This window comes from Corynebacterium dentalis, assembly GCF_900232865.1.
Lineage (GTDB): Bacteria > Actinomycetota > Actinomycetes > Mycobacteriales > Mycobacteriaceae > Corynebacterium > Corynebacterium dentalis.
In genome coordinates, this window is the sequence record NZ_OCTS01000003.1 from 178,638 (window position 1) to 205,442 (window position 26,805).

Annotated in this window: 24 protein-coding genes and 1 riboswitch; of the genes, 7 read left to right on the forward strand and 17 right to left on the reverse strand. The window is 61.7% G+C overall.

Annotated features, from left to right (window positions below):
* Positions 1 to 159: 159 nt before the first annotated feature.
* From CS919_RS03885 to gcvP, 11 genes are all read right to left on the reverse strand, one after another.
* On the reverse strand, positions 160 to 1,188 hold the full coding sequence (locus CS919_RS03885) for an endonuclease/exonuclease/phosphatase family protein (RefSeq protein ID WP_099298179.1): 1,029 nt from the start codon (positions 1,186 to 1,188) through the stop codon (positions 160 to 162).
* A 9-nt stretch (positions 1,189 to 1,197) separates the two neighbouring features.
* Positions 1,198 to 1,647, reverse strand: coding sequence for a DUF3151 domain-containing protein (locus CS919_RS03890; protein WP_099298180.1), 450 nt, complete (start codon positions 1,645 to 1,647; stop codon positions 1,198 to 1,200).
* A gap of 7 nt (positions 1,648 to 1,654) precedes the next feature.
* Entirely contained in the window at positions 1,655 to 2,689 is a 1,035-nt protein-coding gene (fbaA, locus tag CS919_RS03895) for a class II fructose-bisphosphate aldolase (protein WP_099298181.1), read from the reverse strand.
* 129 nt (positions 2,690 to 2,818) lie between these two features.
* Positions 2,819 to 3,982 carry a glycoside hydrolase family 76 protein gene (locus tag CS919_RS03900; RefSeq protein WP_306345840.1) on the reverse strand — a complete coding sequence of 388 codons (1,164 nt, stop codon included), beginning with the start codon at positions 3,980 to 3,982 and terminating at the stop codon, positions 2,819 to 2,821.
* Between the two features lie 53 nt (positions 3,983 to 4,035).
* On the reverse strand, positions 4,036 to 4,704 hold the full coding sequence (locus CS919_RS03905; protein ID WP_099298182.1) for a TrmH family RNA methyltransferase: 669 nt from the start codon (positions 4,702 to 4,704) through the stop codon (positions 4,036 to 4,038).
* A gap of 1 nt (position 4,705) precedes the next feature.
* The gene (locus CS919_RS03910; RefSeq protein WP_234990796.1) at positions 4,706 to 5,395 is read right to left on the reverse strand and encodes a lysoplasmalogenase family protein; all 690 of its coding nucleotides are present in this window, start codon (positions 5,393 to 5,395) and stop codon (positions 4,706 to 4,708) included.
* Positions 5,388 to 5,936, reverse strand: a complete 549-nt coding sequence (gene pyrE / locus CS919_RS03915; protein WP_099298183.1) for an orotate phosphoribosyltransferase — start codon at positions 5,934 to 5,936, stop codon at positions 5,388 to 5,390. Before pyrE ends, CS919_RS03910 begins: the two co-directional genes overlap by 8 nt.
* Positions 5,937 to 5,997: 61 nt before the next feature.
* The gene (locus CS919_RS03920) at positions 5,998 to 7,521 is read right to left on the reverse strand and encodes a TtfA family protein (protein WP_099298184.1); all 1,524 of its coding nucleotides are present in this window, start codon (positions 7,519 to 7,521) and stop codon (positions 5,998 to 6,000) included.
* Positions 7,522 to 7,537: 16 nt separating this feature from the next.
* Positions 7,538 to 7,921, reverse strand: a complete 384-nt coding sequence (gene gcvH, locus CS919_RS03925; RefSeq protein ID WP_099298185.1) for a glycine cleavage system protein GcvH — start codon at positions 7,919 to 7,921, stop codon at positions 7,538 to 7,540.
* Between the two features lie 75 nt (positions 7,922 to 7,996).
* Entirely contained in the window at positions 7,997 to 9,175 is a 1,179-nt protein-coding gene (gene gcvT / locus CS919_RS03930; RefSeq protein ID WP_099298186.1) for a glycine cleavage system aminomethyltransferase GcvT, read from the reverse strand.
* Between the two features lie 41 nt (positions 9,176 to 9,216).
* Complete coding sequence (gene gcvP / locus CS919_RS03935; RefSeq protein ID WP_099298187.1) at positions 9,217 to 12,117, reverse strand: aminomethyl-transferring glycine dehydrogenase; 2,901 nt, start codon at positions 12,115 to 12,117, stop codon at positions 9,217 to 9,219.
* A gap of 182 nt (positions 12,118 to 12,299) precedes the next feature.
* A riboswitch (glycine riboswitch) is annotated at positions 12,300 to 12,393 on the reverse strand.
* A 107-nt stretch (positions 12,394 to 12,500) separates the two neighbouring features.
* Here gcvP and CS919_RS03940 point away from each other — a divergent pair.
* Positions 12,501 to 13,358, forward strand: a complete 858-nt coding sequence (locus CS919_RS03940) for an SDR family oxidoreductase (RefSeq protein ID WP_099298188.1) — start codon at positions 12,501 to 12,503, stop codon at positions 13,356 to 13,358.
* On the opposite strand, the gene CS919_RS03945 is transcribed toward CS919_RS03940, so the two are convergent.
* From CS919_RS03945 to exaC, 4 genes are all read right to left on the reverse strand, one after another.
* Positions 13,336 to 13,779, reverse strand: coding sequence for a hypothetical protein (locus tag CS919_RS03945; RefSeq protein ID WP_099298189.1), 444 nt, complete (start codon positions 13,777 to 13,779; stop codon positions 13,336 to 13,338). The two genes, CS919_RS03940 and CS919_RS03945, sit on opposite strands and share 23 nt — an antisense overlap.
* A 10-nt stretch (positions 13,780 to 13,789) precedes the next feature.
* Positions 13,790 to 14,647, reverse strand: coding sequence for a sulfurtransferase (locus tag CS919_RS03950; RefSeq protein WP_099298190.1), 858 nt, complete (start codon positions 14,645 to 14,647; stop codon positions 13,790 to 13,792).
* An 11-nt stretch (positions 14,648 to 14,658) separates the two neighbouring features.
* Entirely contained in the window at positions 14,659 to 15,969 is a 1,311-nt protein-coding gene (locus tag CS919_RS03955; RefSeq protein ID WP_228073476.1) for a sodium/glutamate symporter, read from the reverse strand.
* A gap of 215 nt (positions 15,970 to 16,184) precedes the next feature.
* Positions 16,185 to 17,705: an acetaldehyde dehydrogenase ExaC gene (gene exaC / locus CS919_RS03960; protein WP_099298192.1), complete on the reverse strand. Its 1,521-nt coding sequence runs from the start codon at positions 17,703 to 17,705 to the stop codon at positions 16,185 to 16,187.
* 311 nt (positions 17,706 to 18,016) lie between these two features.
* Between exaC and ybaK the strand changes: the two genes are divergently transcribed.
* Positions 18,017 to 18,505 (forward strand): Cys-tRNA(Pro) deacylase, encoded by a 489-nt coding sequence (gene ybaK / locus CS919_RS03965; RefSeq protein ID WP_200818336.1) that lies wholly within the window; start codon positions 18,017 to 18,019, stop codon positions 18,503 to 18,505.
* Complete coding sequence (locus CS919_RS03970; protein WP_099298193.1) at positions 18,492 to 19,163, forward strand: alpha-ketoglutarate-dependent dioxygenase AlkB family protein; 672 nt, start codon at positions 18,492 to 18,494, stop codon at positions 19,161 to 19,163. The genes ybaK and CS919_RS03970 overlap by 14 nt, the downstream gene beginning before the upstream one ends.
* Here CS919_RS03970 and clpB read toward each other — a convergent pair whose 3' ends face one another.
* Positions 19,164 to 21,767: an ATP-dependent chaperone ClpB gene (gene clpB, locus CS919_RS03975; RefSeq protein ID WP_234990797.1), complete on the reverse strand. Its 2,604-nt coding sequence runs from the start codon at positions 21,765 to 21,767 to the stop codon at positions 19,164 to 19,166. It lies immediately after the preceding gene.
* Positions 21,768 to 21,953: 186 nt separating this feature from the next.
* Here clpB and CS919_RS03980 point away from each other — a divergent pair, with 186 nt between their 5' ends.
* Both CS919_RS03980 and CS919_RS03985 read left to right on the forward strand, forming a co-directional pair.
* The gene (locus tag CS919_RS03980; protein WP_143341748.1) at positions 21,954 to 22,646 is read left to right on the forward strand and encodes an AMIN-like domain-containing (lipo)protein; all 693 of its coding nucleotides are present in this window, start codon (positions 21,954 to 21,956) and stop codon (positions 22,644 to 22,646) included.
* Between the two features lie 22 nt (positions 22,647 to 22,668).
* Positions 22,669 to 24,063 (forward strand): ferredoxin reductase domain-containing protein, encoded by a 1,395-nt coding sequence (locus CS919_RS03985; protein WP_099298195.1) that lies wholly within the window; start codon positions 22,669 to 22,671, stop codon positions 24,061 to 24,063.
* On the opposite strand, the gene CS919_RS03990 is transcribed toward CS919_RS03985, so the two are convergent.
* On the reverse strand, positions 24,064 to 24,972 hold the full coding sequence (locus tag CS919_RS03990) for a carbon-nitrogen hydrolase family protein (RefSeq protein ID WP_099298296.1): 909 nt from the start codon (positions 24,970 to 24,972) through the stop codon (positions 24,064 to 24,066).
* A 187-nt stretch (positions 24,973 to 25,159) separates the two neighbouring features.
* On the opposite strand from CS919_RS03990, the gene CS919_RS10705 reads away from it, so the two are divergent.
* Positions 25,160 to 25,483, forward strand: a complete 324-nt coding sequence (locus CS919_RS10705; RefSeq protein ID WP_159460951.1) for a hypothetical protein — start codon at positions 25,160 to 25,162, stop codon at positions 25,481 to 25,483.
* Positions 25,480 to 26,790, forward strand: a complete 1,311-nt coding sequence (locus CS919_RS03995) for an alpha/beta hydrolase (protein ID WP_159460952.1) — start codon at positions 25,480 to 25,482, stop codon at positions 26,788 to 26,790. Before CS919_RS10705 ends, CS919_RS03995 begins: the two co-directional genes overlap by 4 nt.
* The last annotated feature ends 15 nt before the right edge of the window (positions 26,791 to 26,805 follow it).

Sequence of the window (26,805 nt, forward strand, 5' to 3'; positions counted from 1 at the left end):
CCCAACTGCTCCCGCCAAATCCCACCAGCAACATCGACCTGAGGAAACGCTAAGGCTGCAAACTTGTTGGGGAAGAATTGTGAATCTGGGCACTGAATCTGGGCGCTGAGCCTGGGCGCTGAATCAAGGCTGTCAGTGTGAGCAGTCTGGGCAGCGAGGCTACGGCGTGATGTCCGCCCACACGCCGCGGTGATCCGTCCCCGCGACCCTAAACTGCCCGCCGTCATGGCACTGGCCGGTAGTCAGGATGTGATCCAGCCGCAGCACGGGAAGCTTCGCAGGCCACGTCGGAGTGTGCGCCAGATGCCCGGTGCAGTCCTGAATCCCCAGCGCACGGAAGCGGGGATGCGCCCGGGTGGCGTTGAAGTCTCCCGCCACGACCAGTCCTTTCGACGCAGACTCCGCCTCTTCCGTCGGGTTCTCAGCCACAAACTCATCAATCCAGCCACCGAGGTTCTGCAGCCCCTGATCCCAGCTCTCCACGGTATCCGGCATGGGCGTCAACGGGTGCGCCCCGACAATCTGAGTTCCGGCTGGCCGTTTGCCCAAGCCACCCGAACCACCCGAACCACCCAGCAGCACCGACGGCATTTGAAACTGTGTCAGCCCCAAGTCCCCTTGAGATGAATAATCCTGCTCAGGCCGCACCAAGATGGCTACCCCTTCGGCGCCACTTGGTCCGGGACGAATGCCAGACAGGTCACCACCCGCACCACCAGCCAGGTCACCGCCGTCACCGCCCGCACCAGCACCGCCACCCACATCAGCAGCCACCAGCCCCGTCCCCTCAATTACCGCCGCGGTCTCCTCCGGGCTCGTTTCAGAAAGGATCACCACGTCCGGATCCAGCTCCTCAAGCCTCTCAACAATCTGCGCATCCTCAGCACGCTGAAAGTAGGTATTGAGGGCGACGACGCGGAGGGTGGAAGAGTTGGCGTCGGGAAGAAAAGGGGCGGGAACGCGCGGCACAACCACCACAAGAAGCAGCGCGACCAGAGCAAACGCCCCCGCGCGCGCAAAAGAACTCAGCAGACCAATACCAAAAACCGCTCCCACGGCGGCCACAAAAACGGTGGCCTGCAACAACCCCACGTACGGCCACGTCGCGGTCAACCCCGGCGGCCACGCCACCGTGGACAACCACAGCAGCGAGACCGCCAGAACGACTACCGCGGCAGCTCTACGCACGGCGGAAAACTAATCCAGCAAACGCATCGCGGGAGCGGCAGCTGGATCGCAGTCATGCAGGAGGTTGAGGCAGCGGATAACTTCCTCTTCCTCGTTGATTGCGCGCGCCGCAGAAACCAGCGCGCCAATGGCGCGCAGCACGCCACGGTTCGGCATGTGATCCCACGGCACGGGGCCGGTTCCGCGCCAACCGTTGCCACGCAGCGCATCCAGGCCACGGTGGTAGCCGGTGCGCGCGCAGGCGTATGCGGTCACAGCGTCACCGGCGGTCAGGTGGCGTGTGGCCAACGCTGCCCACACGCCACTGTCCTTCGGGTTCTCCTCAGCCAAGGCTTCCAGCGCTTCCACGCTGGCGCCCGCGACCTCGGCGTTTACTGCCGTGGCCAGCTCTTCTGGCAGACGAACCTCTGGCTTCTCGGAGCCGAAGAGGTCCCGCCCGCCACGTAGTTGCTCACTCATATATGCCTTACTTAGCGGTCGATGTGCCTGCGGAGTGCAGGTCTTGGCAGGCTTCCACAACGCGGGCGCTCATGCCCTCTTCTGCCTTCTTCAGGTAGGAGCGTGGGTCGTAGACCTTCTTGTTGCCCACTTCGCCGTCGACCTTGAGCACGCCATCCCAGTTGCTGAACATATGGCCAGCGACAGGGCGGGTGAACGCGTACTGGGTGTCCGTGTCCACGTTCATCTTGATCACGCCGTAGCGCAGTGCTTCTTCGATCTTTTCTTTCTCGGAGCCGGAGCCGCCGTGGAAGACGAAGTCGAATGGCTGGGAGCCGGCATCCAGGCCGAGCTTTTCTGAGGCTACCTTCTGGCCCATGTCCAGGACTTCTGGGCGCAGCTTCACGTTGCCTGGCTTGTACACGCCGTGGACGTTGCCGAAGGTTGCGGCCAGCATGTAACGGCCGTTTTCGCCGGTGCCGAGGGCATCGACGGTCTTACGGAAGTCCTCTTCGGTGGTGTACAGGTTGGCGCCAGCCTTGGCTTCCACGCCGTCTTCTTCGCCGCCGACCACGCCGATTTCTACCTCGAGGATGATGTTGGCTGCATTGGACTTAGCCAGCAGGTCCTGGGCGATTTCGAGGTTCTCATCGATGGGCACTGCGGAGCCATCCCACATGTGGGACTGGAACAGCGGGTTCTCGCCGGCTTCCACGAGCTTGCGGGAGATCTCCAGGAGTGGGCGGACGTAGCTGTCCAGCTTTTCCTTCTGGCAGTGGTCGGTGTGCAGGGCAACGTTCACGCCGTAGTGCTTTGCCGCCTCGTGTGCGAATGCTGCCAAGGCGGTGGCGCCTGCGACGGTGTTCTTGACGTTGAGTCCGGAGCCGAATTCTGCGCCGCCGATGGAGAACTGGATGATGCCATCGGATTCAGCGTCTGCGAAGCCCTTGAGGGCTGCGTTGATGGTTTCCGAGGAGGTGCAGTTGATCGCGGGGTATGCGAAGCCGCCTTCCTTGGCCTTGTCGAGCATGTCTTGGTAGTGAGACGGGGTTGCAATTGGCATGGATGCCTCCTGTGAGTTTGCAGACTTTCTACCCTGGATTATGCCTGTTTCGCAGGCGCTGTGGGGTTGGGGTTGTCCGTGTTAGGCCCAATTTGGGGGCTGTTTTGTTTTTCGACGCCAGCTCCGAATTCACTCCGCGAGCATCACCTTGGCCGCGGCTTCCATGGCCATCCATCCAGACAGTTGCACGGACAGGTCCCGCTCGGCGATGTCGGAGCTGGCCACGGCGCCGGCGATGGTAGCGCCGATCAGGCCGCCGGCCTGGGGCAGCACCGCGTCCTTTTCCCAGTTGGCACTGAACACAGGCAGTCCGTCTACTTCCAGGCGGCTCAGCCAGATGGCTTCGGCGGTGTTGAGCACCAGCTGCTTGGCGCGGCGGCGTGTGCGCTGGGTAGCTTCGCTGGTGCCGGGCAAGGAGGTGGCCACGAGTGCGAGGTAGCGCATGAGAATTCCGTTGAACAGGCCGCCGTCGCCGCCGCCGGTGCGCCAGTTGATCACGCCGACTTTGTTGGCCATGTGCTCATCCACGGCCTCCACCAGCTGGTGAACGCGGGTGATGTGCGAGATTCCCACGCTGGAGACCTCGCCGGTCTGCACTCCGGCTTGATTGCGCTGGGCGATGGCCAATTCCGTGCACGCACCCAGCATCACGCCTTGGCAGTAGGAGTGGGTATCCACGGCGTTCTGCGCTCCGTGCATGCGCATGTGCAGGCCGTCCATGACCAAGCCTTTTTCGCTGATGAGGTTATCGAAAACCCAGTCCACTAGGTGTTCGGAGAGCTCCAGCTCCCCCACTCGCGCAGCGAGGATCGCGGCGGGGCCGTTGGTGGGCACGTTGTAGAAGTTCTCGTTGGTGCGCCACGGCAGCACACCGGTGAGGCTGTCCACGCCATCGAAGATGTTCTGAATCAGTTCGTTGCGGCCACGGATGGCTCCAAACTTGGGCAGGGTTTCGGCGCGGGTCAGGGCGAGAGCGAGCCAGGCTTTGTCGTCGTAGTAGTTGTTCTTGCTCAGCTTGCTCAGGTTGCGGATCTTGATCGCGCGGATGGTGCGACGCAGCGTCTGGATGCGGGACTTAGTGCATCGGCGCTGTGCCGCGTCCACCTGATTGTCCAGGTAGTGCGCTTGCCACCAGTAGTGCCAGCGGACGAAGAACTTATCGCGTGTGGTTGGTGGCCAGGCGATAACGGCCAGATTTGTGCGCGGGAGTCCCCACAGGCGGGTGGTATGACGCTCAGTCACCGCCTGTTCAGCGAGGTCTGCTCTATATTCCCAACGAACCGGCACGTCCACCGTTTTCAGACACCTTCCTCGGGCAATTCTTGCGCGCTTTTCTCCCTCAAGAATTACCAGCTATTGCGCAGATCTGCGTGGAGCTTCACCCATGCGTGCATAGCGATACCCGCTGCTACACCCGCATTTATGGAACGGGTGGAACCGAATTGCGCGATGGATACCGTCATCGACGAGCCCGTCTGCGCTTCGTGGGTTACGCCTGGGCCTTCTTGGCCGAACAGAAGCAGGCAGCGTTCGGGCAGTTCGGCGGTTTCCAGCGGCACGGATCCGGGGGTGTTATCCACGGCCACCACGGTCAGGTCGTGGGCTTTGGCGTATTCCAGCACGTTGCTGACATCCGCATGGTGTATGAGGTGTTGGTAGCGGTCGGTGACCATCGCGCCGCGTCGGTTCCATCGCTTGCGGCCCACGATGTGGACGGTATCCACGGCGAAGGCGTTCGCTGTGCGGACCACGGTGCCGATGTTGGAATCGTTTTCGAAGTTTTCGATACCGATGTGCAGCGGATGCCGGCGGGTATCGATGTCCTCCACGATCGCCTCGCGCGTCCAGTAGCGGTAAGCGTCCACCACGTTGCGCTTATCGCCTTCGTCCAGCAGTTCTGGGTCGTAGCGCTGCTCGGTGGGACGGGGCTCACCGGGGTGTTCGTCCTCCCACGGGCCCACGCCCACGGGGTGCGCGTTCCATTCGGTGGGGCCGGGCTTGTTTTCCTCGTCCACGCTATTTCCCTCCCACGATGTACTCGGCAAACCGATCCACCAGCAGCATCTGCGCCACCACGTAGGTGGCCATCACGGCACTGTCGGTCAGCGCGTCCAGGCGCGAGCCATTGCGCAGCAGCGTCAGCCGCCCCAGAATCAGTCCGTCGGAGACCACGAACAGGTTTCCACCCAGCGCCGCATCGGGTCGCGAATCCTGTGCCAGCACGCTGGTGGTCGCCAGGGCGGTGCCGTAGCCCACCGCCGCTGGTAGAGCTTTTTTGTTTCTTATCGACGCCAACCCAATGCCACCCAGCATCGCCGGAATCCTCAGCGCCACATTCCTTCCAGTAATCCGTGCGCCTGCCCGCAAGAAGAGCGCATGATAGGCCAGCTGGTTAATGGCGAAGGCCGCGCTGCCGCGGTTGAGATTGCTCGCGCGAACGGCAGGATCTTCACTTCGGGAACCCTTACCCATGAGGACGATGTCCCCTACCCAGCCGCCAGTAAGTCCCGCGACGAGCAGCCCAGTATCCAGCGGCTTGTTCGCCGCAGCTCGACGATTCGAGGCGCTACTGAACAGCGCACTGGATGCCACAAGTAGCGGCATAAGTGTGGGCTTAACGCGGCGGGTGGTGGCGTCGGAAGGAATGGCGGCGGCCACCACGGACAACGCGGCGGCGGCAAGATACGCCGGGCGCAGGTTAGGCAAGGCCGAGATCCTCCAGGCCTAGCAGGCTGCGGTACTCCACGCCCTCGGCCTCGATGACGTCCTTGGCGCCGGTCGCACGGTCCACCACGGTGGCCACGCCCACCACGATCGCGCCCGCTTCCTTTGCAGCGGCCACGGCGGTCAGCGGGGAGTTGCCGGTGGTGGTCGTGTCCTCCACGATGAGTACGCGCTTGCCCTCGATGTTGGGGCCCTCAATGCGACGCTGCATGCCGTGCTTCTTGGCTTCCTTGCGCACCACGAAAGCATCCACGTTATCGCCCGCGTGCATGATCGAGGTCGCCACGGGATCCGCGCCCAAGGTCAGGCCACCAACGTGGGCGTAATCCCAGTCCGCGGTCAGCTCACGAAGCAGCGAGCCGATGAGCTTGGATGCCTCGCGGTGGAGGGTCGCGCGACGCAGGTCAACGTAGTAATCGGCTTCCTTGCCAGAGGACAAGGTAACCTTGCCGTGCACAATCGCCAACTCCTTGACCAGCTCGGCGAGGCGCTGCTTGTTCGCTGCGTTAATTTCTGCGGACATCTAAGGGTTCCTCCACTGTGATCGGGTTCTCCCCGAGAGTCTAGTAGAGGGCGGGACAAACCTAGTCCTCGTCGACGATCTCACCGTCAACCGTCTCAATATCTTCTGTCTCCACTGCCTCGATTGGCTCCGGCCGCGCATGCCGAGCATCGGGGGCGCGGTGACGTCCCCCGCCTGACCTGCGCCGATGATCGCGCCGCAGCCGGGAAATGTGAGACAGTGCTTCCTCTTCTTCGGCGTACTTCACGCCCTCGGCCGGCTGCACACTATCCAGGTACGGCGTCACGGGCTCCTCGTGCGCCGCATCATCGGCGGAGTACTCGTCAAAGATCGTCGCCTCGTGCTCCTCGTCCGAGCGAATGACGTGCGCTCGGCGCGCGGTGGATGGTTGGATGTGCTCCGGATCCTCGCCCAGCTTAGGCAGGTGCCCTTCCGGATCGGCACCGTCTGCATCCGCGACGTGGAAATCCTCTAATCGCTCCGGGTCGCCCTCGCTGCGCCCCGTGGATCGCGAAGGGAACACCACAGGCTCAGCGGGACGGGTAATGTCCGGCCGCTCGTTTTCCAACGCGTCCTCTGCAGCCTCCCCCGCCACGACATCGCCCACCGGCTCCACGTCGGGTACTGCACGCAAGTGTCCGCCGGCCATTTCGTCGTCTAGGTTTTCTTCCTTGTCGACGCCAGCGCCCACCGCCTTCGTGTGAGTCTCAATGACCAAAGCTCCTCCTGGCATGGGGCGGGTCTGGTCGGCGAGGTCCATCTCCAGCGGAATGCTCAAGCTCTCCGGTGGCAGCACCATCGCCGCGTCCGCGAGGCTCCGCACGTGCGGCAGGATCTTGTCCCAGACGCTCACGTCCAACTTTCGGGAGATCCGCAGGATCAGCCAGTCCGCTTCCCACACCACTTCGCTACTAACCTGCGATAACGCCTGCAGGCCGTCCTCCACCCGCGCGTCGAGCATACGGTCTAACGCGCGAACATCCGAGGTATAAGCCACAAACGGAGGCTGGTCCAGCGGCTCAATGCGGCGCATGCCCTCGGGCATCGGCAACTCCGTGGAATAATGCACACTGACCGGCGACGGATCCACGCGGCGCATTGCCACGAGGGTGTGACCACCCACGTCCGCAAAGTGCGTCAAATGCCCTTCGGTGAAACCGCTGACCACGTCGCGCGCCACCGGGGAGCCCTCAGAATCATGACCAGCCCCCACCACGGACCGCGGCCATGCCGCAGCCAGGGACTTATCTTCCTTCGCATACTCAAAGCCGTGCTCGGAAGCCCACGCGCGCCGCTTCCTGCGCGCCCCGCCGAAGCTCAGTCCACCAGAACCGGAAGTCTCCTCCGCGACTGAGTCCACCGCAGGCTCTGGCTCCGATTCGGGTTCTGGCTCGGGATCGTCCTCCAGCCAGGAATCCATCTCGGAGTCAGGCGGACGTTCATCCTCCTGGGACAAAGAGGAAGGCGAAAGCGGCTCGGGGTTGGCGTAGGCACGAAAAGAAGAGGAATTCGCACGACGAAGCATCCACACGGCAAGGCCGAGCAGCAACAGCCCAAAAACAAGGGCAAACCCCGAACCGCTCATAAGTAGCTAACGAAAATTACTCGTTGGCAGCGGCGTACTCGCCGGAATCCATCAGCTCACCAGCTTCGGTGACCTTGACCTCGTACAACCAACCATTGTTGTACGGATCCTCATTGACCAGACCAGCGTTATCGGCCAGCTCCTCGTTGATTGCAACAACCTCGCCGGAAACGGGAGCGTAGATGTCAGACACAGACTTGGTGGACTCGACCTCGCCGAACGCCTCGCCAGCCTCGACCTCGTCACCCACCTCAGGAAGGTCAACGAAAACAATCTCACCCAGCGCCTCAGCAGCGATGTGGGTGATGCCCACGCGCACGGTGTCACCCTCAGAGATAGAGGTGGAATTCACCCACTCATGCTCTTCGGAGTACAGGTATTCGGTAGGCAACGTAGCCATATTGGAGCTCCTATCAAAGCGTGAATTGTTAATGCGCTGGTCAAGACTTTACACCAGCGCTAGACAGAAATGGGGTTACTTCTCGCGGGTGTAAAACGGCAGCTTAACCACGGTGTACGGGTGGCGCTTGCCGCGGATATCAACCTCCACGGTGGCACCTTCCGTGACCCCGTTGTCCTGGGCCTCGGTGGAGACATACGCCATGGCGATGGGGTAACCGAGTGTCGGCGACAGCGCGCCGGAGGTGACCTTGCCGATGGCCTGCTCGCCCTCGGCGGTGAAGATTTCATAGCCACCGCGAGCAGCGCGACGACCCTCGCCCGCCAGGCCAATCAGAGCCTGCTTGGTGCCCTCTTCCTTGGCAGCGACGATCGCATCGTAGCCCACGAAGGAATCCTTGGACTTGGTTGCTGCGAGGATGCCCAGACCAGCATCCACAGGGGTCAGCTCGAGGGACAGCTCGTTGCCGTACAGCGGCATGCCCGCCTCCAAACGGAGGGTATCGCGGCAGGCCAAGCCACACGGCTTGCCACCCAGCTCGCCGGCCTTCGCCATGGCCTTGGCCCACACGGCCTCGGCGCCATCGTTGCCCACGATGATCTCAAAGCCATCCTCACCGGTGTATCCGGTGCGCGCGATGATGCACGGCTGACCGGCCACAATGCCACGGAATGCGGCGTAGTAGCCCAGGCCTTCGATGGCGGTGGCCACGGTATCGCCCGCGCCGGATGCCTCAGGAGCATCGGTGACGTTTTCCACTACATCCACCATGACCTCAGCGGCCTTGGGGCCTTGCACGGCGATCATGGAGGTCTCGAAGGACTCGTTGGTCACGGTGACATCGAAGCCTTCGGTGCGCTCCTGCATCGCAGCGAACACGGCATCAGCGTTGCCCGCGTTGGGGATGACCAGGAACTCGTCTTCTGCCAGGTGGTAGGTGATCAGGTCATCGATGATGGTGCCCTGCTCGGTGCAGATCATCGAGTACTTAGCCTTGCCCACCTTCACGGCGGCGATGTTGGAGATGAACGCGTGGTTCAAGTACTCCGCGGCCTGCGGTCCGGTCACGCGAACTTCGCCCATGTGGGAGAGGTCAAACACGCCCACGGCTTCGCGGACCGCGCGGTGCTCTTCCAGCTCGCTGCTGTACTTCAGGGGCATGTCCCAGCCACCGAAGTCGGTGAAACGCGCATCCAGCTTCTTGTGAACCAGGTGCAGCGCGGTGTGCTTCAAATCAGTGTTCTCGGTGCTCATCGAGTGCCTTTCGCTTGAGGGTTGGTTGGTCCGGAGAGCTATTAGCTCTCGATGTCGAAAGCTTCCAGGGGCGGGCAGCTGCACACGAGGTTGCGGTCGCCGTAGGCATCGTCGATTCGACGCACAGGCGTGAAGTACTTGGTATGTCGCAGGCCTTCCACGGGGAACGCGGCCTGGGTGCGGGTGAAGTGACCGCCGGAGACAGCGTCCTCGAAGTCATCGCGGGTGACGGAGTACGCGGTGAACGGTGCGTGGCGCAGCACGGAATCCTCGGCGGCGACCTTGCCGTCGATAACTTCCTGGATTTCACGGTGAATGCTGATCATCGCTTCGATGAAGCGGTCCAGCTCTTCCTTGTCCTCGGATTCGGTTGGCTCGACCATTAGGGTGCCGGGCACGGGGAAGGCCAGGGTTGGCGCGTGGAAACCGTAGTCCATGAGGCGCTTGGCCACATCAGCTGCGGTGATGCCGGACTGCTTGGTCAGCTCGCGCAGATCCAAGATGCACTCGTGGGCCACCAGGCCGGTATCGCCCTTGTAGAGCGTTGGGTAGTGATCTTCCAGCTTGTGGGAGATGTAGTTGGCGTTTACCAGGGCCATGCGGGATGCCTCGGTCAGGCCCTCATCACCCATGAGTGCGATGTAGGACCAGGTGATTGGCAGCACGCCCGCGGAGCCGTAGTGCGCCGCAGAAACCGGCTGGCCAGCGGAGAAATCGTCTTCGCCCTCGGGCAGATCCGCGGAAGGGTCAGAAGGCAGGAATGGGATGAGGTGCTCGGCCACGCACACTGGGCCCACGCCCGGGCCGCCACCACCGTGAGGAATGGTGAAGGTCTTGTGCAGGTTCAGGTGGGAAACGTCGCCACCGAATTCGCCCGGCTGAGCCAAACCGACCAGCGCGTTCAAGTTCGCGCCGTCGATGTAGACCTGACCACCTGCAGCGTGAACCTTCTCGCACACCTGGCGCACCTGCTCTTCGAACACGCCGTGGGTGGACGGGTAGGTGATCATTATGGCTGCGGTCTGTGGGCCGTACTTTTCCAGCTTGGCATCCAGGTCATCCAGATCCACGGATCCGTCCTCGGCGTTCTTCACAGCAACCACCTTCAGGCCAGCCAGCGCAGCGGAAGCCGCGTTGGTGCCATGGGCAGAAGCCGGGATCAGCACGATATCGCGCTGATCATCGCCGCGGGAGAGGTGGTAGCGGTGGATGGCCAGCAGACCAGCGAACTCGCCCTGGGAGCCAGCGTTGGGCTGGACAGATACCTTGGCGTAGCCGGTGATCTTCTCCAGACGCTGCTCCAGATCTTCGATGAGCTCCAACCAGCCCTGCGCCTGCTCGGCAGGCGCATGCGGGTGAATTCCGGCGAAACCTGGCCAGGTGATGGGCTCCATGGAGATCGCGGAGTTCAGCTTCATGGTGCAGGAACCCAGTGGAATCATGGTGCGATCCAGCGCGAGGTCGCGATCAGCGAGCATGCGCAGGTAACGCATCATCTGGGTCTCAGAGCTGATGCTGTGGAAGATCGGGTGCGTCAGGATGTCATCCGTGCGCAGCAGATCTGCATCGCCGAGCGGGCCGGAGTTTGCGTCGAAATCAGAAGAATCAACACTTGCCTGCTTGCCGGTGAACACGGCGGTGAGGGCTGCAATGTCCGCATCCGTGGTGGACTCGCCCACGGAGATGCCCACGAACTCGTCGTTGACGCGGCGGAGATTGAAACCTTCCTCGGCGGCCTTGGCAACGATCTCATCGGCGGAAGAGACCTGCACGGTGACGGTATCGAAGAAGGTATCGTGCGCCAGGGTCAGGCCGGCCTCGGACAGAGCGACGGCCAGCGACACTGCGCGGCCGTGGATATCCGTGGCGATCTCGCGCAGGCCAGCTGGGCCGTGCCAGACAGCGTAGAAACCGGCCATCACGGCCAGCAAGGCCTGTGCGGTACAGATGTTGGAGGTCGCCTTCTCACGGCGAATGTGCTGCTCACGGGTCTGCAGAGCCAAGCGGTAGGCAGGTGCGCCCTCGGCGTCCTTAGATACGCCGACGATGCGGCCCGGCAGCTTGCGCTCCAGCGCGTTGGTGCAAGCCATGAACGCGGCGTGCGGGCCACCAAAGAACAGTGGAACGCCGAAGCGCTGTGCGGAACCCACGGCGATGTCCGCGCCCTGAGAACCTGGGGAGGTCAGCAACACCTGAGCCATCAAGTCACAGGCCACGGTGACCAGTGCGGCGGACTCCTTCGCTGCGGCGATCAGCGGGGCGATATCGCGCACGCGACCGGTGGTGCCGGGGTTGGAAATCACCACGCCCACGAGGTTTTCATAGGCGGAGAAATCGAAATCATCGGTGATCTCAACCAGCTCCACCGGGATGTCCGCAGCTTCAGCGCGAGCCAAAGTCACGGTGATGGACTGCTGGTGCAGCGCGGTATCCAGCAGCACCACGCCACCCTTCTTGAAGGCCTTGGCATTGCCGCGGGCCATCAACTGCACTGCTTCAGCCACGGCGGTGGCCTCATCCAGCAAGGACGCGCCAGCAACCGGCAGGCCGGTGAGATCCTGCACGGCGGTCTGGAAGTTCAGCAGCGCCTCCAAGCGGCCCTGGGAAATCTCTGGCTGGTACGGGGTGTACGCGGTGTACCAACCTGGATTCTCGGTGACGTTGCGACGGATCACAGCTGGGGTGATCGTGTCGTAGTAACCGTTGCCGATCAGCTGCTTCTTCTGCACGTTCTTGTCTGCGAACGCGCGCAGTGCGGCAAGGGTGTCCTGCTCGTTGAGGGCATCAGGAAGGCCAATTGCGCCCTGCTGCGCGATGGTGGAAGGAATCGCGGATTCGGCGAGAGCCTGGGTGGATTCATAACCGAGGAACTCGAGGATCTCAGCGGTATCGGAGCCGTTGGGGCCGATGTGACGGGGGACAAAAGGTGCAGCGTGTGCCATAAATGGATTCTCCGGTTGTCACGCGCCATCTCCGAAAATTCAGAAAGAGCGCATGGTGGTTGCACGGGCGTTTGTCCTCCCCACTCTGTCTTGAGAGCCTGAGAGCTTCAGCATGACCACGCTGCCTTTCTCCTTCGGCGACTACCGCGCAGACGAGGGCGCAGAGTTCTTTCCAGAGGTGCCTCGCTGCGGCGGTTCGGGTGCCTGAGAGTGTCCTGGGGAGGGTTTGCTCCGTCGGCGGCCGGCGCGTAGCTCGGCCTCTCCCACTGCAGCTGATAACGGCGTATTGAGTTGTTCGTCTACATACTAACCTGCATGGGTTCCTCGCCATATAATTCGCGGTCTGACCCCCCTTCACTCCGCCGTGCGCCACAATAGTGCCTATGGCAAAACTATCCCTCCCCTTCGCGAGCCCAGCACTTCCCGTCCCCACCGAGGGCGTGGCCGTGGTGACCGGCGCCTCCTCCGGCATTGGCGCTGCCACTGCCGCCGCTCTTGCACAACTCAAGAGCGGGAACTTCCACGTCATCGGCACCACCCGCAACCCCGCCAACGTGGTGGATCCTATTCCCGGCGTGGAGTACCTGGCATTGGATCTCGAAGAGCCCGCGAGCATCACCACTTTTGCCGAAGAAGTGTTGCAGCGCGGCACCCCGTCCGTGCTGGTCAACAACGCAGGCGAAAGCCAGTCCGGCCCCCTCGAAGAGCTGCCACGCGAAGCCCTAGAGCGTCTATTCCAGATCAACGTCATCGGCCACATCGAACTCACCCAGCGTTTGCTGCCCACCATGCGCGCTGCAGGTCGCGGGCGGATCGTGATGGTCGGCTCCATGCTCGGCAGTTTCCCGCTGGCGTTCCGTTCCAGCTACGTGGCATCCAAGGCCGCGATCAAGGGATTCGCGTTTTCTTCCCGACGCGAACTCCGCCCCTTTGGCATCGACATGTCCGTGATGGAGCCCGGATCTATCAACACGGGATTGTCAGCTCGCCGCAGCAAGTACGTGGATCCCCAAGGCCCTTACGGCGACGAATTCCAGACCATGCTCAGCAAGCTCGACCGCAACGAAGCCACCGGCATCTCCGCAGAGCGTGTGGCCGAGGAAATCCTCAAGGCCATCACCGATGAACGCCCCCGCCCCCTCTACGTTGCAGGTTCCAAAGCACAGCTGGTGTTTCCTCTAGCCCGCGTGCTGCCCAGCGAAGCGCTACACGGGCTGATTAACCGGAAGCACGGTCTCTAGCGCGCTTTTTGCCGTCCGAATTGGACGTTCCCTCGCTGTACGTCCAATCGCGCCACGGAGTGGCGAAGAAGGCCAGCACGGCAGAGGCCACGATGCCCAAGAACATCATGGGACCAGACAGGATCAGCACCAAGTCCAGCGAACCGTCCGAGTCGTTCAAAAACACCACTAGAGCCACGCCCAAGGTGCCGGCGATGCCCAACGCGGAGAAATACGAGTACATCTTGTTGACTGGGTGGCGTGATTTCCCGAAATGCCCGCGTACCGTCATTGCTAGCGGCCACGTCTGTATAAACAGCATGATCACAAAAAAGGCCGCCAATGTGGGCCGCACCAGCTGCGCAGCAACAGGTGCCGTGTTGTTGGTGGCCAGCAACAACAGCCCCACCACGGCCAACCCTGCGAATACACGCCTCATCATGAGGATGATCCTAACCGCGCTCGATGGCCCTCGAAGAGTCCGCCGCCCATTGCGACCATCCGCCGATGAAGTTCTTCGCCCCGTACAGGCCCGCATGTTCCATCGCCGCAACGAACAAAGACGAGTGCAAACCGGATCCGGAGTATACCGCCACGTTGGTCCCCTCGGTCACGCCGTGGATCTGCAGGATGTGTCGCAGTTCCTCCGGTGAGAGAACACGGCCACGGGAATCCTGCAGGCGCGTGACGGGGATATTGATCGAGCCGGGAATGTGTCCGGCCTGGTGATCAAATGGTTCCCGCACGCCCTGGTGGCGGCTTTCCTCTCGCGCGTCGATGAGGAGGTGGTCATGCATCCAATTTTCGACGTCATCGATCAGCAGTTCCGGCATTCCCCCCGGCTTCACTTCTGCGGTTCCGCGCCCGCGGAGAGCTCCGATGCCACCGGCAACATCTCCACCAGCGGACTCCCAGGCCGGGGTGCCACCGTTGAGGATGTGGACATTCTGCAGCCCGGCCCAACGGAAGACCCACCAAGCGCGAGCGGCGAAGATGTTGGGGCCGGCATCGTAGATATAAACGGGCTTGTCGCCGAAGATTCCCCAGTCGCGGAAGCTGCGCTGCAGGTCTTCCACGTTGGGCAGTGGGTTGCGTCCCAGCTTGCGCGAAGGAATGTCCGCCAGGTGGGTTAGTGGGTTGCAGAACATCGCCCCCGGGATGTGCTGCCCCACGTAGGCTTCCCACGCTGAATTCTCGGTCTTGGCCCAGTGCGAGTCCAAGACGGTCATTCGTTGACCTGCGGTGAAGCTGGAAAACATCTCTTCGCCGGTAACGAATGGGCTTTCTTGGTGAGAAGTGGTTTCACTCATAATTCACCAGTTTAAAGGGATCGCTGGCTTTGCGCGCTGCTGGCCTTTTTTGGCAACCAACCCAGCACAAATGGCACAGCGAAAATCACGATCGCCGCCACAGTGGTGATCGCGCCGAATCCCATCGTGAATCCAGCGATCACAGCAATCGGCGCGAAGATATTCACCGCAATCTCAATCGGCGCGTAGCCCACGTAAGCGATGCCGTATTCGTCCAGCGCTCCGGATTCCAGCTTCGGATCCACGATCTTCAGCAAAGCAATACCCGTGGCCACTGCTGCCGTTGCCCATCCCCATCCGAAGATGCCGCGCTCCAGCCACTTCTCGCCAAAGAACACAGGGGAAGCCACAAAGAAGTACAGGGTGCAGTAGATGATTCCCACCACGAACATCACGGCCAGTGGCACCGCGTAGCTGGCCACTGCAGCAGGCACGATGGAGGCCACGCCGAAAGCAATCAGGAAGTCCGTGGACGCACCGGACATGGACTTCACGGTGGTGGGATCCAAGTACTCCGGGCGGCGAATCAGCTTCAGGAAGATCTTGCCGCCGATACCCACCACGAATGCCATCGCGAACAGCGGGATGGAGACAGTCTCAAACTGATGCTGGATCGCCTGCTTGATGAAGTACGCGATGGTCACAGTCACCGCAATGAATCCCGCGTGCAGAGCCAGTGGCTCAATGGAGGAAGGGTTCGTGGTCGCATGGCCGATAGACGGCTGGTTGGCCTTCTTCGTGATCTCTCCGGAACGCAGCTCCCACGGCAGCTTCCTCGGCAGGGTCGTGGTGCGACCAGTCTTGATGCCCCAGTTAGCGTAGATGATTCCGCCGACGATCGCCGCCAGCGTTCCCACGGTGGCAGAAGTAAATCCGAGAGAAGCGGCGTCGGAAATACCAATCGAATCCAACGCTCCGCCTACCGCGGCGGCAGTACCGAAACCACCTACGAAGCCGACCGGCAACATCATGCCGAACCAATCCTCGGTGCCAAACACCGGCGTGAACACAAACACACCAAGTAGGACAAACAGACCCCACTGGCCCAAGAACATGGACGCGGAATAAGACCACATGTTCTTGGCCTTGGAGATGTCGCGCGAATCAAAGCTCATCGAGTACGGCATGGATGCGAAAACCACCGCGATCAGCAGCGTGGAGTAATCGCCCAGCGCATCGGAGAAGGGCATGATGCCCAAGACTTCGGGGCCGAGCAGAAGGCCGAGGAGGCCGGCGGTGATGGGTGCAGGGATGAGGAGTCTGCGGAACCAACCGAAGTGGCGTCGCATGAACGTGCCCACGATCAACAACACGGAGATCATGCCCACGTCTACCAGCAGATCAAATACGGAATACTCCACTCGAGGTCTCCTCAATACTCACGATTTCAGCGCCACCGACCTCTGTACGTGTGAGGTGGGTGGCGCTGAAATCTGCAACCAACTCGCGCTAGATGCGCGCGAGATCATGAGGTGAGTGTATTCCCCGCATGCAGCATCGTCCTAACTTACCGGTGCGGGGGCAAACGATCCGGTAGCTAGAACAGGCCGGTGGGGTTCTCGTCGTAGGACCACAGCAGGTTCTTGGTCTGCTGGTAGTGATCCAGCATCATCAGGTGAGTCTCGCGACCCAGACCGGACTTCTTGTAACCTCCGAAGGCCGCGTGAGCCGGGTAGGAGTGGTAATTGTTCACCCACACGCGACCGGACTGGATAGCGCGCCCGGCCTTGTACGCGGTGGTGCCGTTGCGGGACCATACTCCGGCGCCGAGGCCGTACTCGGTGTCATTGGCAATGCGGATGGCATCGTCGAAGTCCTTGAAGGTGGTCACTGCCAGCACTGGGCCGAAGATCTCCTCCTGGAAGCAGCGCATGTCATTGTTGCCCTTGAGGATGGTGGGCTTGACGTAGAAGCCGTCCTCGCGGCCGGTGATGGTGTTGACATCTCCACCCAGCAGCACCTCGGCGCCCTCTTCGGGGCCGGATTGCAGGTAGCCGGTGATCTTGTCCATCTGATCTTGGCTCGCCTGGGCGCCCATCTGGGTGTCGGTATCCAGCGGGTTGCCGATGGTGATGTTCTTGACGCGCTCCACGGCCAGCGCCAGGAACTCGTCGGCGATGTCTTCTTGCACCAGCGCGCGGGACGGGCACGTGCACACCTCGCCCTGGTTCAGCGCGAACATGGCCAGGCCCTCCACACACTTTTCGCGGAAAGAGTCATCCTTATCCATCACATCGCTGAAGAACACGGATGGAGACTTGCCGCCCAGCTCCAGGGTCACGGGGATGAGCTTGTCCGCCACGGCCTTGTTGATGGTCTTGCCCACCTCGGTGGAACCGGTGAAAGCGATCTTATCGATGCGATCAGAGCTGGTCAGAGCCACTCCGGCTTCTTCGCCTAAGCCGTTGACGATGTTGAGCACGCCAGCGGGGAGTACGTCTTCGATGAGCTCGGCGACCATGAGGATGGAAGCGGGAGTTTGCTCTGCGGGCTTGAGCACCACGGCGTTACCGGCCGCTAGCGCCGGTGCCAGCTTCCATGCGGCCATGAGGATCGGGAAGTTCCACGGGATGATCTGCCCCACCACGCCCAGCGGCTCGTTGAAGTGGTACGCGATCAGATCTTCGCTGATCTGCGAGGTGCGATCCTCCTGCGCGCGCAGTGCACCCGCGTAGTAGCGGAAGTGATCCACGGCCAACGGCAGGTCGGCAGCGAGCGTCTCGCGCACGGCCTTGCCGTTATCCCACGTCTCCGCCACCGCGAGCGCCTCGAGGTTTTCTTCCAGCCGATCCGCGATCTTCAGCAGCGCGTTGGAGCGATCCTGCACGGAGGTCTTGCCCCATGCATCCTTTGCCTTGTGCGCGGCCTCGATGGCCTTGTCCACGTCTACCTGCTTGGAACGCGGCACCTCGCAGAACTTCTTTCCGCTGACTGGAGAGACATTGTCCAAGTACTCGCCATCCTCCGGCGACACCCATTGACCGCCTATGAAGTTTTCATAGCGGTCCTTGAAGGACACGATGGAGCCTTGCGTTCCGGGATCTGAATAGACAGTCATGGGGTACCTCCTGCGGGGTAAGGGAAGGTGCTTTTGCACACCAAAGTGGTAGCACCACCGTACTGTCTGCAGCGGTGTTGTTTTCTTCTTTTTCGACGCCAACCTCCTGGCGATAAAAATATGTGTTTAGCTGTACATATATCTGCCCTCGCGAAAATAAAAGAAACCGCTGGTACGGGCTTTTCTCCGGCCGCGAAGGGTTCCTGTGAGCGGGGGTGCACGGAGCTCGAATGCTTCGCGACCGGTGGGGGTTAGACTCGGGCATGGCGTCGGAAAAAAGAACGGCGCATGCTCTCAAGGACGGTGTACTCGTGGCCAGGAAGATCCACAAAACTAACGCCATGCGGCAGCTAGACCGCGCCACAGTGTCATACTCGATGTCTCGCTACGAGACCGGCGGCGGGATCGATGCGCTGCACGTCGCGGAATCGTTGGGAGTGGCACCGGAGGTTATCTTCAAGACGTTGGTGGTGGAGAGCTCGGAGAAACAGCACTTCGTGGCGGTAATCGGGGCGGATCAACAGCTGGATCTCAAGAAAGTGGCTGCACACTTTGCTGTGAAGAATGTGAAGATGTTCGATTGGAAGGAGCTCAAGCAGCTGACGGGATATGTGCGCGGCGGATGCTCGCCGGTGGGAATGAAGCGGGCGTTGCCCACCGTTATCGATTCTTCCGCAATGGAATTGCCGGAAATCTATGTGTCCGCTGGGGAAATCGGCACGCAGATCATCATTGCGCCGAGCGATCTCGCTGCGGTCACCGGCGCGAAATATGCGGACGTGCACCATGCTGTTTGCTGAGCTGCCGCGGGATGACTCGCAGGTCGCCGAGGGCGTGGTCCACTTGCCGAACTGGCTAGCTGTGGAACAACAACGGGCTGTCGTGGACGAGTTTCGGGAGACTGCCAGGCAGGTAGCTGGGACCCCACTGGCGATGCGTAAGCCACAGCTGCGCTCCGGGCAAATGTCTGTTCACATGCTGCACCTGGGCAGGTTTTGGCAGACGAACCCATACCGCTACGTGGATTCCGTGGACGGCCACCCGGTGCCACCGCTGCCGCCGCACTTGAAGAACATGGCCGTACGCGCGCTCCGCGATGCCGCCGCATTGGATCCAGCCCTGACCCCGTGGGTGGAAACATATCGGCCGGATATGGCGCTGATCAACTATTACCCGCCCGGCGCGAGCATGGGCATGCACCAGGACGCCAACGAAGATTCCCCCGCGCCGATCGTGTCCATCTCCATCGGCGACGAAGCAACCTTCCGGATTGGCGGGGTGGACAACAAAAATAAGCCGTGGAATGACGTGGCACTTCTCTCTGGGGACATCATCGTCTTCGGAGGGCCTAAGCGCCTCGCATTCCACGGAGTTCCCGCGGTGCGTGACAACACGCTGCCCGCGGGATGCGGGCTGACGGAGGGTCGGATTAACGTGACCTTCCGCCAACTTCACTAGCTACTCTTCCTCGGAACCACCGAGGGAGTAGATGTCCAGCTCGTCGAGGGACGCATCGCCCTCTGCCTCGCCGGTGCCTGGTGTGTAATCCACCCGCACCTTGTCGCCATCGCGGATCTCTCCTGCGAGCAACAGCTTGGCCAGCTTGTCGCCGATGGCCTTTTGGATCAGCCGGCGCAGCGGACGAGCACCGTAGGCAGGATCGTAGCCGTGCTCGGCGAGCCACTTCTTGGCCTCCTCGGAAACCTCCAGCTCCAAGCGGCGGGCAGCCAAGCGTTCGGCCAAGCCGCGCACCTGGATGCTGACGATGTCCTCCAGCTGCTCCTCAGACAACGGCTCGAAGATGAGCACGTCATCCAGACGGTTGATGAACTCCGGCTTGAACGCGGCCTTCACTGCGTTCATGACCTGCTCATCGGTTCCACCTGCGCCCAAGTTGGACGTGAGGATCAGGATGGTGTTGCGGAAGTCCACGGTTCGTCCCTGGCCGTCGGTCAGGCGACCTTCGTCGAGAACCTGCAGCAGCACGTCGAACACATCTGGGTGGGCCTTTTCCACCTCGTCGAACAGCACGACGGTGTACGGACGACGACGCACAGCCTCGGTCAACTGACCGCCAGCGTCGTAACCAACGTATCCCGGAGGTGCTCCCACCAGGCGAGCAACGGAGTGCTTCTCGCCATACTCGGACATATCGATGCGCACCATGGCGGTTTCATCGTCGAACAGGAAGTCTGCCAACGCCTTGGCCAGCTCGGTCTTGCCCACGCCCGTGGGGCCGAGGAACAGGAACGAGCCAGTAGGCCGGTTCGGATCTGCCACACCTGCGCGAGCACGGCGAACCGCATCCGATACAGCCGTGATCGGCTTGGACTGTCCCACCACGCGGCCGGACAGCACCAGTTCCATGTTGAGCAGCTTCTCGGTCTCGCCCTGCAGCATTTTGCCTGCAGGAACGCCGGTCCACGCGCTGACCACATCAGCGATGGTGTCTGGCGTGACCTCCTCGGTCAGCATCATCTCGCCCTGATTCTTGGCCACGGCTTCTTCGGCTTCGCCGAGTTTCTTTTCGACGTCAGGAATCCGTCCGTAACGCAGTTCTGCAACCTTGGCGAAGTTGCCTTCCCGCTCCGCGATTTCCGACTCGCGGCGCAGTTCATCCAACTCCTCCTTGTACGCGCGGAGGCTATCGATGCTGCCCTTTTCGTTTTCCCAGCGGGCGGTGAGCGCGGAGAGCTTCTCCTTCTCATCGGCCAACTCGGAGCGCAAGCGCACCAGGCGATCCTTCGAGGCAGCGTCCTGCTCTTGGGACAGTGCCATCTCTTCGATCTCCATGCGGCGCACGATGCGCTCCACGCTGTCGATCTCCTCTGGGCGAGAGTCGATCTCCATGCGCAGTCGGGAGGCGGCCTCGTCGACGAGGTCGATGGCCTTATCCGGCAGGAAGCGGCTGGTGATGTAGCGATCCGACAAGGTGGAGGCGGCGACCAGCGCGGAGTCCTGAATGCGGACGCCGTGGTGCACCTCGTAGCGCTCCTTGAGTCCGCGCAGGATGCCCACCGTGTCCTCCACGGTTGGCTCGCCCACGTAGACCTGCTGGAAGCGACGCTCCAGTGCGGCATCCTTTTCGATGTACTTGCGGTACTCGTCCAAGGTGGTGGCACCGACCAAGCGCAGCTCACCTCGGGCCAGCAGCGGCTTGATCATGTTGCCTGCGTCCATGGCAGAATCGCCACCGGCGCCTGCGCCCACAATGGTATGCAGCTCATCGATGAAGGTGATGACCTGCCCTTCGGCCTCCTTGATCTCGTCGAGGACAGCCTTGAGGCGCTCCTCAAACTCGCCTCGATACTTCGCGCCGGCCAGCATGGAACCCAAATCCAGAGAAATGAGCTTCTTGCCACGCAAGGACTCAGGCACGTCGCCAGCCACGATGCGGCGGGCAAGCCCCTCCACGATGGCCGTCTTTCCGACGCCAGGCTCGCCGATAAGAACTGGGTTGTTCTTGGTACGGCGGGACAGTACCTGCACCACGCGACGGATTTCCTGATCACGGCCGATGACCGGATCAATCTTTCCCTCACGTGCACGGGCGGTTAGATCCTGCGAGTACTTCTCGAGAGCCTGGAACTGGCCCTCGGGCTCTTCCGTGGTGACCTTGCGATTACCACGTACGGACTCGAAAGCTCCGCGCACGGCCTCATACGTTGCACCGGCCTGGTGCATCAGCTTGGCGGCATCAGAATCGCCCTTGGCAATGCCCGCGAGCAGAACCTCGGTGGACACGTACGTATCGCCGAGCTCGCTGGCCAGCTCCTGGCTCGCGGTCAGCGCGTTGAGCACATCCCGGTTGAACTGCGGGTTGGCCATATCCGAACCGGTGGCTTGTGGGTAACTAGCAGTAAGATCTCGCGCCTTGCTCAGCAGCTGCGGGACGTTAACCCCGGCGGCTTCCAAGACAGGCTGAGAAATAGAATCCTCTTGCTCCAGCAGGGCTACCAGCAGGTGTGCTGGCCGGATGTCCGGGTTGCCCTTGGCGGAAGCATCTTGCAGTGCGGCCTGAAGGGCAGCCTGCGTATTAGTGGTTGGAGTGAAGCTGTTCATGGTGTGTTCTCCCTCCTGACAGCTCGTGAGTTTTGTGGTGTTGTTCGGTCTTGATTGTGTCTACCCAAACAATACTTGAGTACATCTCACTCAACCACAATATTGTTGAGTCTATTCCGCTCAACTTAAGTATTTACTATGATCTAGGTCACATCTGCGGAAAGGTGGTCGCGTACCGTGGAATACATGTTGTCTCGTCGTCTCTACCGCACACTTTCCCTAGCAATCCCCGCCGTCGCGCTGCTCACCGTGACCGCATGTGGCAGCTCAGAGACTGTCCCCACCAGCACTGAGACTTCCGTAGCCACCTCGACAGCGACCGAGACCGCCACCAGCACCGCAACGAACACTCCGACCAGCGACACCACCTCGGCATCCCCAACCTCAGAGGCCCCAGAATCAGAATCACCACTAGGCACCCCGAAACTCGCCACCGCCCGCAGCATGCCGGTGTCCTCCCCCGACGACCCGGCATCACTGACAGTCACCAACATTCGTGTGGCCGAACATTCTGGCTTCGATCGCCTCGTCTTTGACCTCGAGGGCACAGGCAAGCCCGGCTGGCTCGTACGCTACGTTGGCCAGCCCCTCCAACAAGCCTCCGGCCATCGCGTCAACGTGGACGGCCAGTCCTACCTGGAGGTCAATGTGGAAGGGGTCACCTACAACCTTTCAGACACAGGTCCGCAAGATCTACCTACGGGCGTGCAGGATTCCACCATGCGCCGAGCAGCGGGCATCAATCAGGTCTATTACGCAGGCGCTTTCGAAGCCCGTGGCCAGTATTTTGCCGGTCTCAACCATCCCGCAACTGCCTTTTCAGTGACCTACCTGGAAGCTCCCAAGAGATTGGTCATAGACATCACACACAACCAATAAAGCATGTGCCACAATACGTATTATGTCTCTGTCTGCCGCCTTTGATGCTGCTCGCGCCCACCGCGCTGAGATCATTTTCGGCACCCTGACTGCCCTGATGAGCAGCAGGATCACCCCGTCACCCGTCGATCTGCCCCGCCGCGCAGGCTCCCCCGACCCAGCGCAGGCCACGCACTTCGGGCAGACCATTCCCCAAGACACCGGCTTCTTCATCCGCCTACTCAGCTTCCTTGAAGAGGGCGTGGATGCGCGTGCGGAGTTCAATCACGCCGCCGCCACGTTGTTGTTTACCTTGGGTTATTCTTTCCGACGCCACGGCTTCCGCTCCGAGCACTACGAGCCACTCTCCACTGCCATCGGCGAGACGATCGACCGTTACGTCCGCCCCGGCGATACTGACAACAAAGTCAGCCCAGCCGGAGTGAAGGCACTCAAGGATGTGGCGTATCTGGGGTGCAGCATCATGGCCCAGGGGTGCGCAGAAGCCGAAGACCGGGAAGCTTCGGCGGGGCCCTCTGACCTCATCAATCCCGTCACCGCCCGAGGCAAGATCGTAGAGATCGAGCATCGTAATTCCTCAGTATCTGTGGTGCGCATGCACTTGAGCACTCCCCTTGCCTACGCCGCGGGCGAGCCGCTTCTGGTCCGCACTCCCTACACCCCGCTGCTATGGCGCCCCCTATATTCCGCGATGCCCAGCAACCCAGACGGCATGCTGGAACTACACGTGGTTAAAGACGCTGAATGCGCGGACGCGGGCACTCGGGAATTCTTGGAGGCTGCGGCGAGCCTGGCGTCGGTCGGAGACGAGTGGGTGATCTCCGCACAACCGACCGATGCCCACGGCGCGCCATTGGGGCTCCACAATGACGATCCCACCTGGCAACAGCACGCAGACAAGGACCTGATCATCATCGCGGAAGACGGCGGGCTCGCACCTGCCCGGGCGATGGTGCTGCAACAAGTTTTCGGCAATGGCCTGGGATTTGTGCCTGGCAAGGATTCCACGGCCCCCACGCCCGGCGCGAAACCACGCCGCACCCACCTGGTATGGGGCGCGCACAACCCGGGCCAGCTCTACGAACTCCAAGGTCTACTGGGGCTGGCGCGCGCCTTCGACTGGCTGCGTTTCACTCCCGTGGTGCAGCAATTCGAAGTGCCTGCGGGGACCAACCCCTCTGAGGCCACCGGGCTTCCCCGCGAGGAACGGCAGCACTACACACGCAATTCCCTGCTCACGGAGGGCACGGCACTCGAGGTCACGCTAGAAAGCTCCAAGTACTTGCCCGATCATCAATTCATCGTGGTGGGATCGCAGCAAATGGTGCGCCACGCGATCGAGCAACTAAACACAAAGGCCGGGGTGCCAGAAGAACAGATCCTCGGCATCCCGACCGATTGGGACTACTTGAGCTAGCTAGCGCTCGTCGCCCACGGCCACCACGATGTCCTCGAGCTGGCGCTCGCGCAGGTGACCAGCCAAAACAGGCAAGCTCTTGCGCACCTTGTCTACGTAGTTCGGATCGATATCCACCGTCAACACCTGCGCGGCATAGCCGGTCTCCGCCAGCTTGGCTCCATCTGGGCCGATCACTACGGAGTGACCAATGCCGGTAGGGCCATCTGCGCGGCCGTAGCGATCAGGGGTTCCTGGGCGCGCCTGACTAGCGGCCACGAGGTAGCTGGTGGAATCCAGCGCGCGGGCAGCGGTGAGAGTGCGCCACTGATCAAGCTTGCCAGGACCGTCCGCCCAGCTGGTTGGAACCACGATGACCTTGGCATCCGCGTTGGCCAAGTCAATGAAGTGGTTAGGGAAGCGAATATCGTAGCAGGTCGCAAGACCCACGGTCACGCCTGCGACTTCACAGGTGATGCGGCGAGTGCCGGGCTTGACGGTGTCCGATTCTGAGTATCCGAAGGCATCGTAGGTGTGGATCTTGTCATAGGAGGTCACCAGGTCTGGCCCCGCAACCAAGAGCGTGTTGTACACACGGCGGATCTTGTTTGCTTGGCCTGCGCCCTCCGGCAGCTCTTCGACAATGTCCCCCGAAGGATGGCGGTACACCGTATCGGCAGGGGTGAACATGCCCACAACAGCAGTGATGTTGTGCTTGCGCGCGGTATCCACCACGGCGGTAGCGAAAGGCCCATCGAGAGGCTGCGCGATCTGATCCAAGCGGCCGTTATCGAAGGGGAACATCGCCGCCTCCGGGAAAACCACCAGGTCAGCACGGTTCGCCGCAGCCGCCGCAATGTATTTGCGGATCAGCGCGAGGTTAGTTTCAACGTCCGGCTGGGCGATCATCTGAATCACTGCAATTCGCATGAGCACCAGCCTAGCGCCGATTTCAAGGGGATGTTCGACTACCTGTGAATAACTGGGTTCTTCCACAGGTGCGTGATGGAAGCGTGGCCGAGTTGTCCCGGGCTGTCTTTAGTCTGATCCCGGATCGGTATTAGAGATGGTGTTTGAGATTGGTGGCGGAACATTCGCCATCAGGGGGGTCAGGGTTATGGCTTGGGAAAGTGCCCTCGCGGGCTTGGGACAGATGTGGCTGCTGCCCACGGCAGTGGAGCAGCGGGCCGGGGAGATTAAGGAGGCTGCTTCTGTGGCACGGCAGGCAGCCGAGGAAATTGGGAAAGCTCCTCGATGGACCTTGCCGGGCGAGATGATGATGACGGCGGTCAACCAAGCCTGCGAGGCTTTTACACGCGCCGGTTCCGCCCATGCCACGATGACGAACGCAACGGCAGAACAAATCGGAAGGTACGTCAGCAGCGTGCGGGCGCAGGAAACGTCTGCCTCTCAGTCCATGGCCATGGGGCTGTGCCGATGAATGTCACCGTGTACTCCATCGAGGGCGCCCAAACTAGAGATGCAGCGCATACCGCCGACGTTGTCGCCCGCTCCGGGAAGGTGCTCAGCCAACAGGCTGGGGATGCCAGAGAGCAAGCCGAGTGGTCAGCGAACGAACAGTGGATAGGACCAGCGGCCGATGCCGCCACCCATCGGCTGGATGCCTCGCTGAACCAACTGGACGTCTTGGGAGTCTCTGCGCAGTCCGTCAGCATCGTGGCCGGTGCATATATCCAGATACTTCAGCTGGCACAAGGCGTCGTCAGCGCGGCGCTATCCACAGCCCGTGCGGTATTCATGCCGGTCACGCCTGCGGGACACGTCAGCGCGCACGCCCTCGCGTGGATCCCGGGACTGGGTATGAGTGCCCAGGCCATGGCAGAAACTTTGACCAGAATTCTCACCAGCGCCGTGGCACTGGTTCGCGCGCTGGACTCCGGTTCGGGTGGTGCGGTGAGCGCCTTGGCGTCGGAAACAAACACCATGCCAATGACGCGCAAGCTTCCTCCGGTACCCGCGGGAACCACCGCGGCGATGTCTAGGGAAGCAGCTGACTCGCCACAGGTCACACGGCTGGAAACCGCCTCGGGGCCGGTATTTGTGGTGGGCGATGTGGACGCGGCGGAATCCATCACCACGTTTGTCTCCGGCGTGGGGTCCAGTAGCGAGGGCGCGATGCACAATACCTCACAATGGGCGATACAGGAGGTAGAGCGAGCTCGCGCCGAGGGGAAAAACATTGCAGTGGTGGCATGGCACGGGTATCGCGCTCCGGAGAACCTCGTGGGGGCAATCGGCAGCTCGGCGGCCCACAAGGCTGCACCAGACTTACGAGCGTTTCAGCGAGGGTTGCGGGAGAGAAACCCGGAGGCGAAGTTGAATGTGGTGGGCTACAGCTACGGCTCGGTGGTCGTGGGCACGGCTGCCACGCAGGACGGGCCAGGTTTAGAGGCAGATGACGTAACGTTCGTGGGCAGCCCTGGCGTGGGGGCGCATTCTGCCGACGATCTGCGCCTGAACTCTGAGGAGCCGAATTCTGCAGGACCAGCGCACGTGGAGAGCCACCACGTTCCGGGAGACCTGATCCAGCTGGCCACCGGTCCAGAATTTGGGGCCCACGGCCCGGATCCTTCGTCGCCGGACTTTGGCACAGAAGGAGCACCGGGGTGGTCCGAGTACCGGTGGAAGCGGCTCATGGATCTCTACATTCTGGGGCGCGGGGATACGGACACGCACAGTTCTTATTTGTGGGATCCCGCGCTGGATCTGACCAGCGGCAGGCAATGATTAGTCGGCAAGACG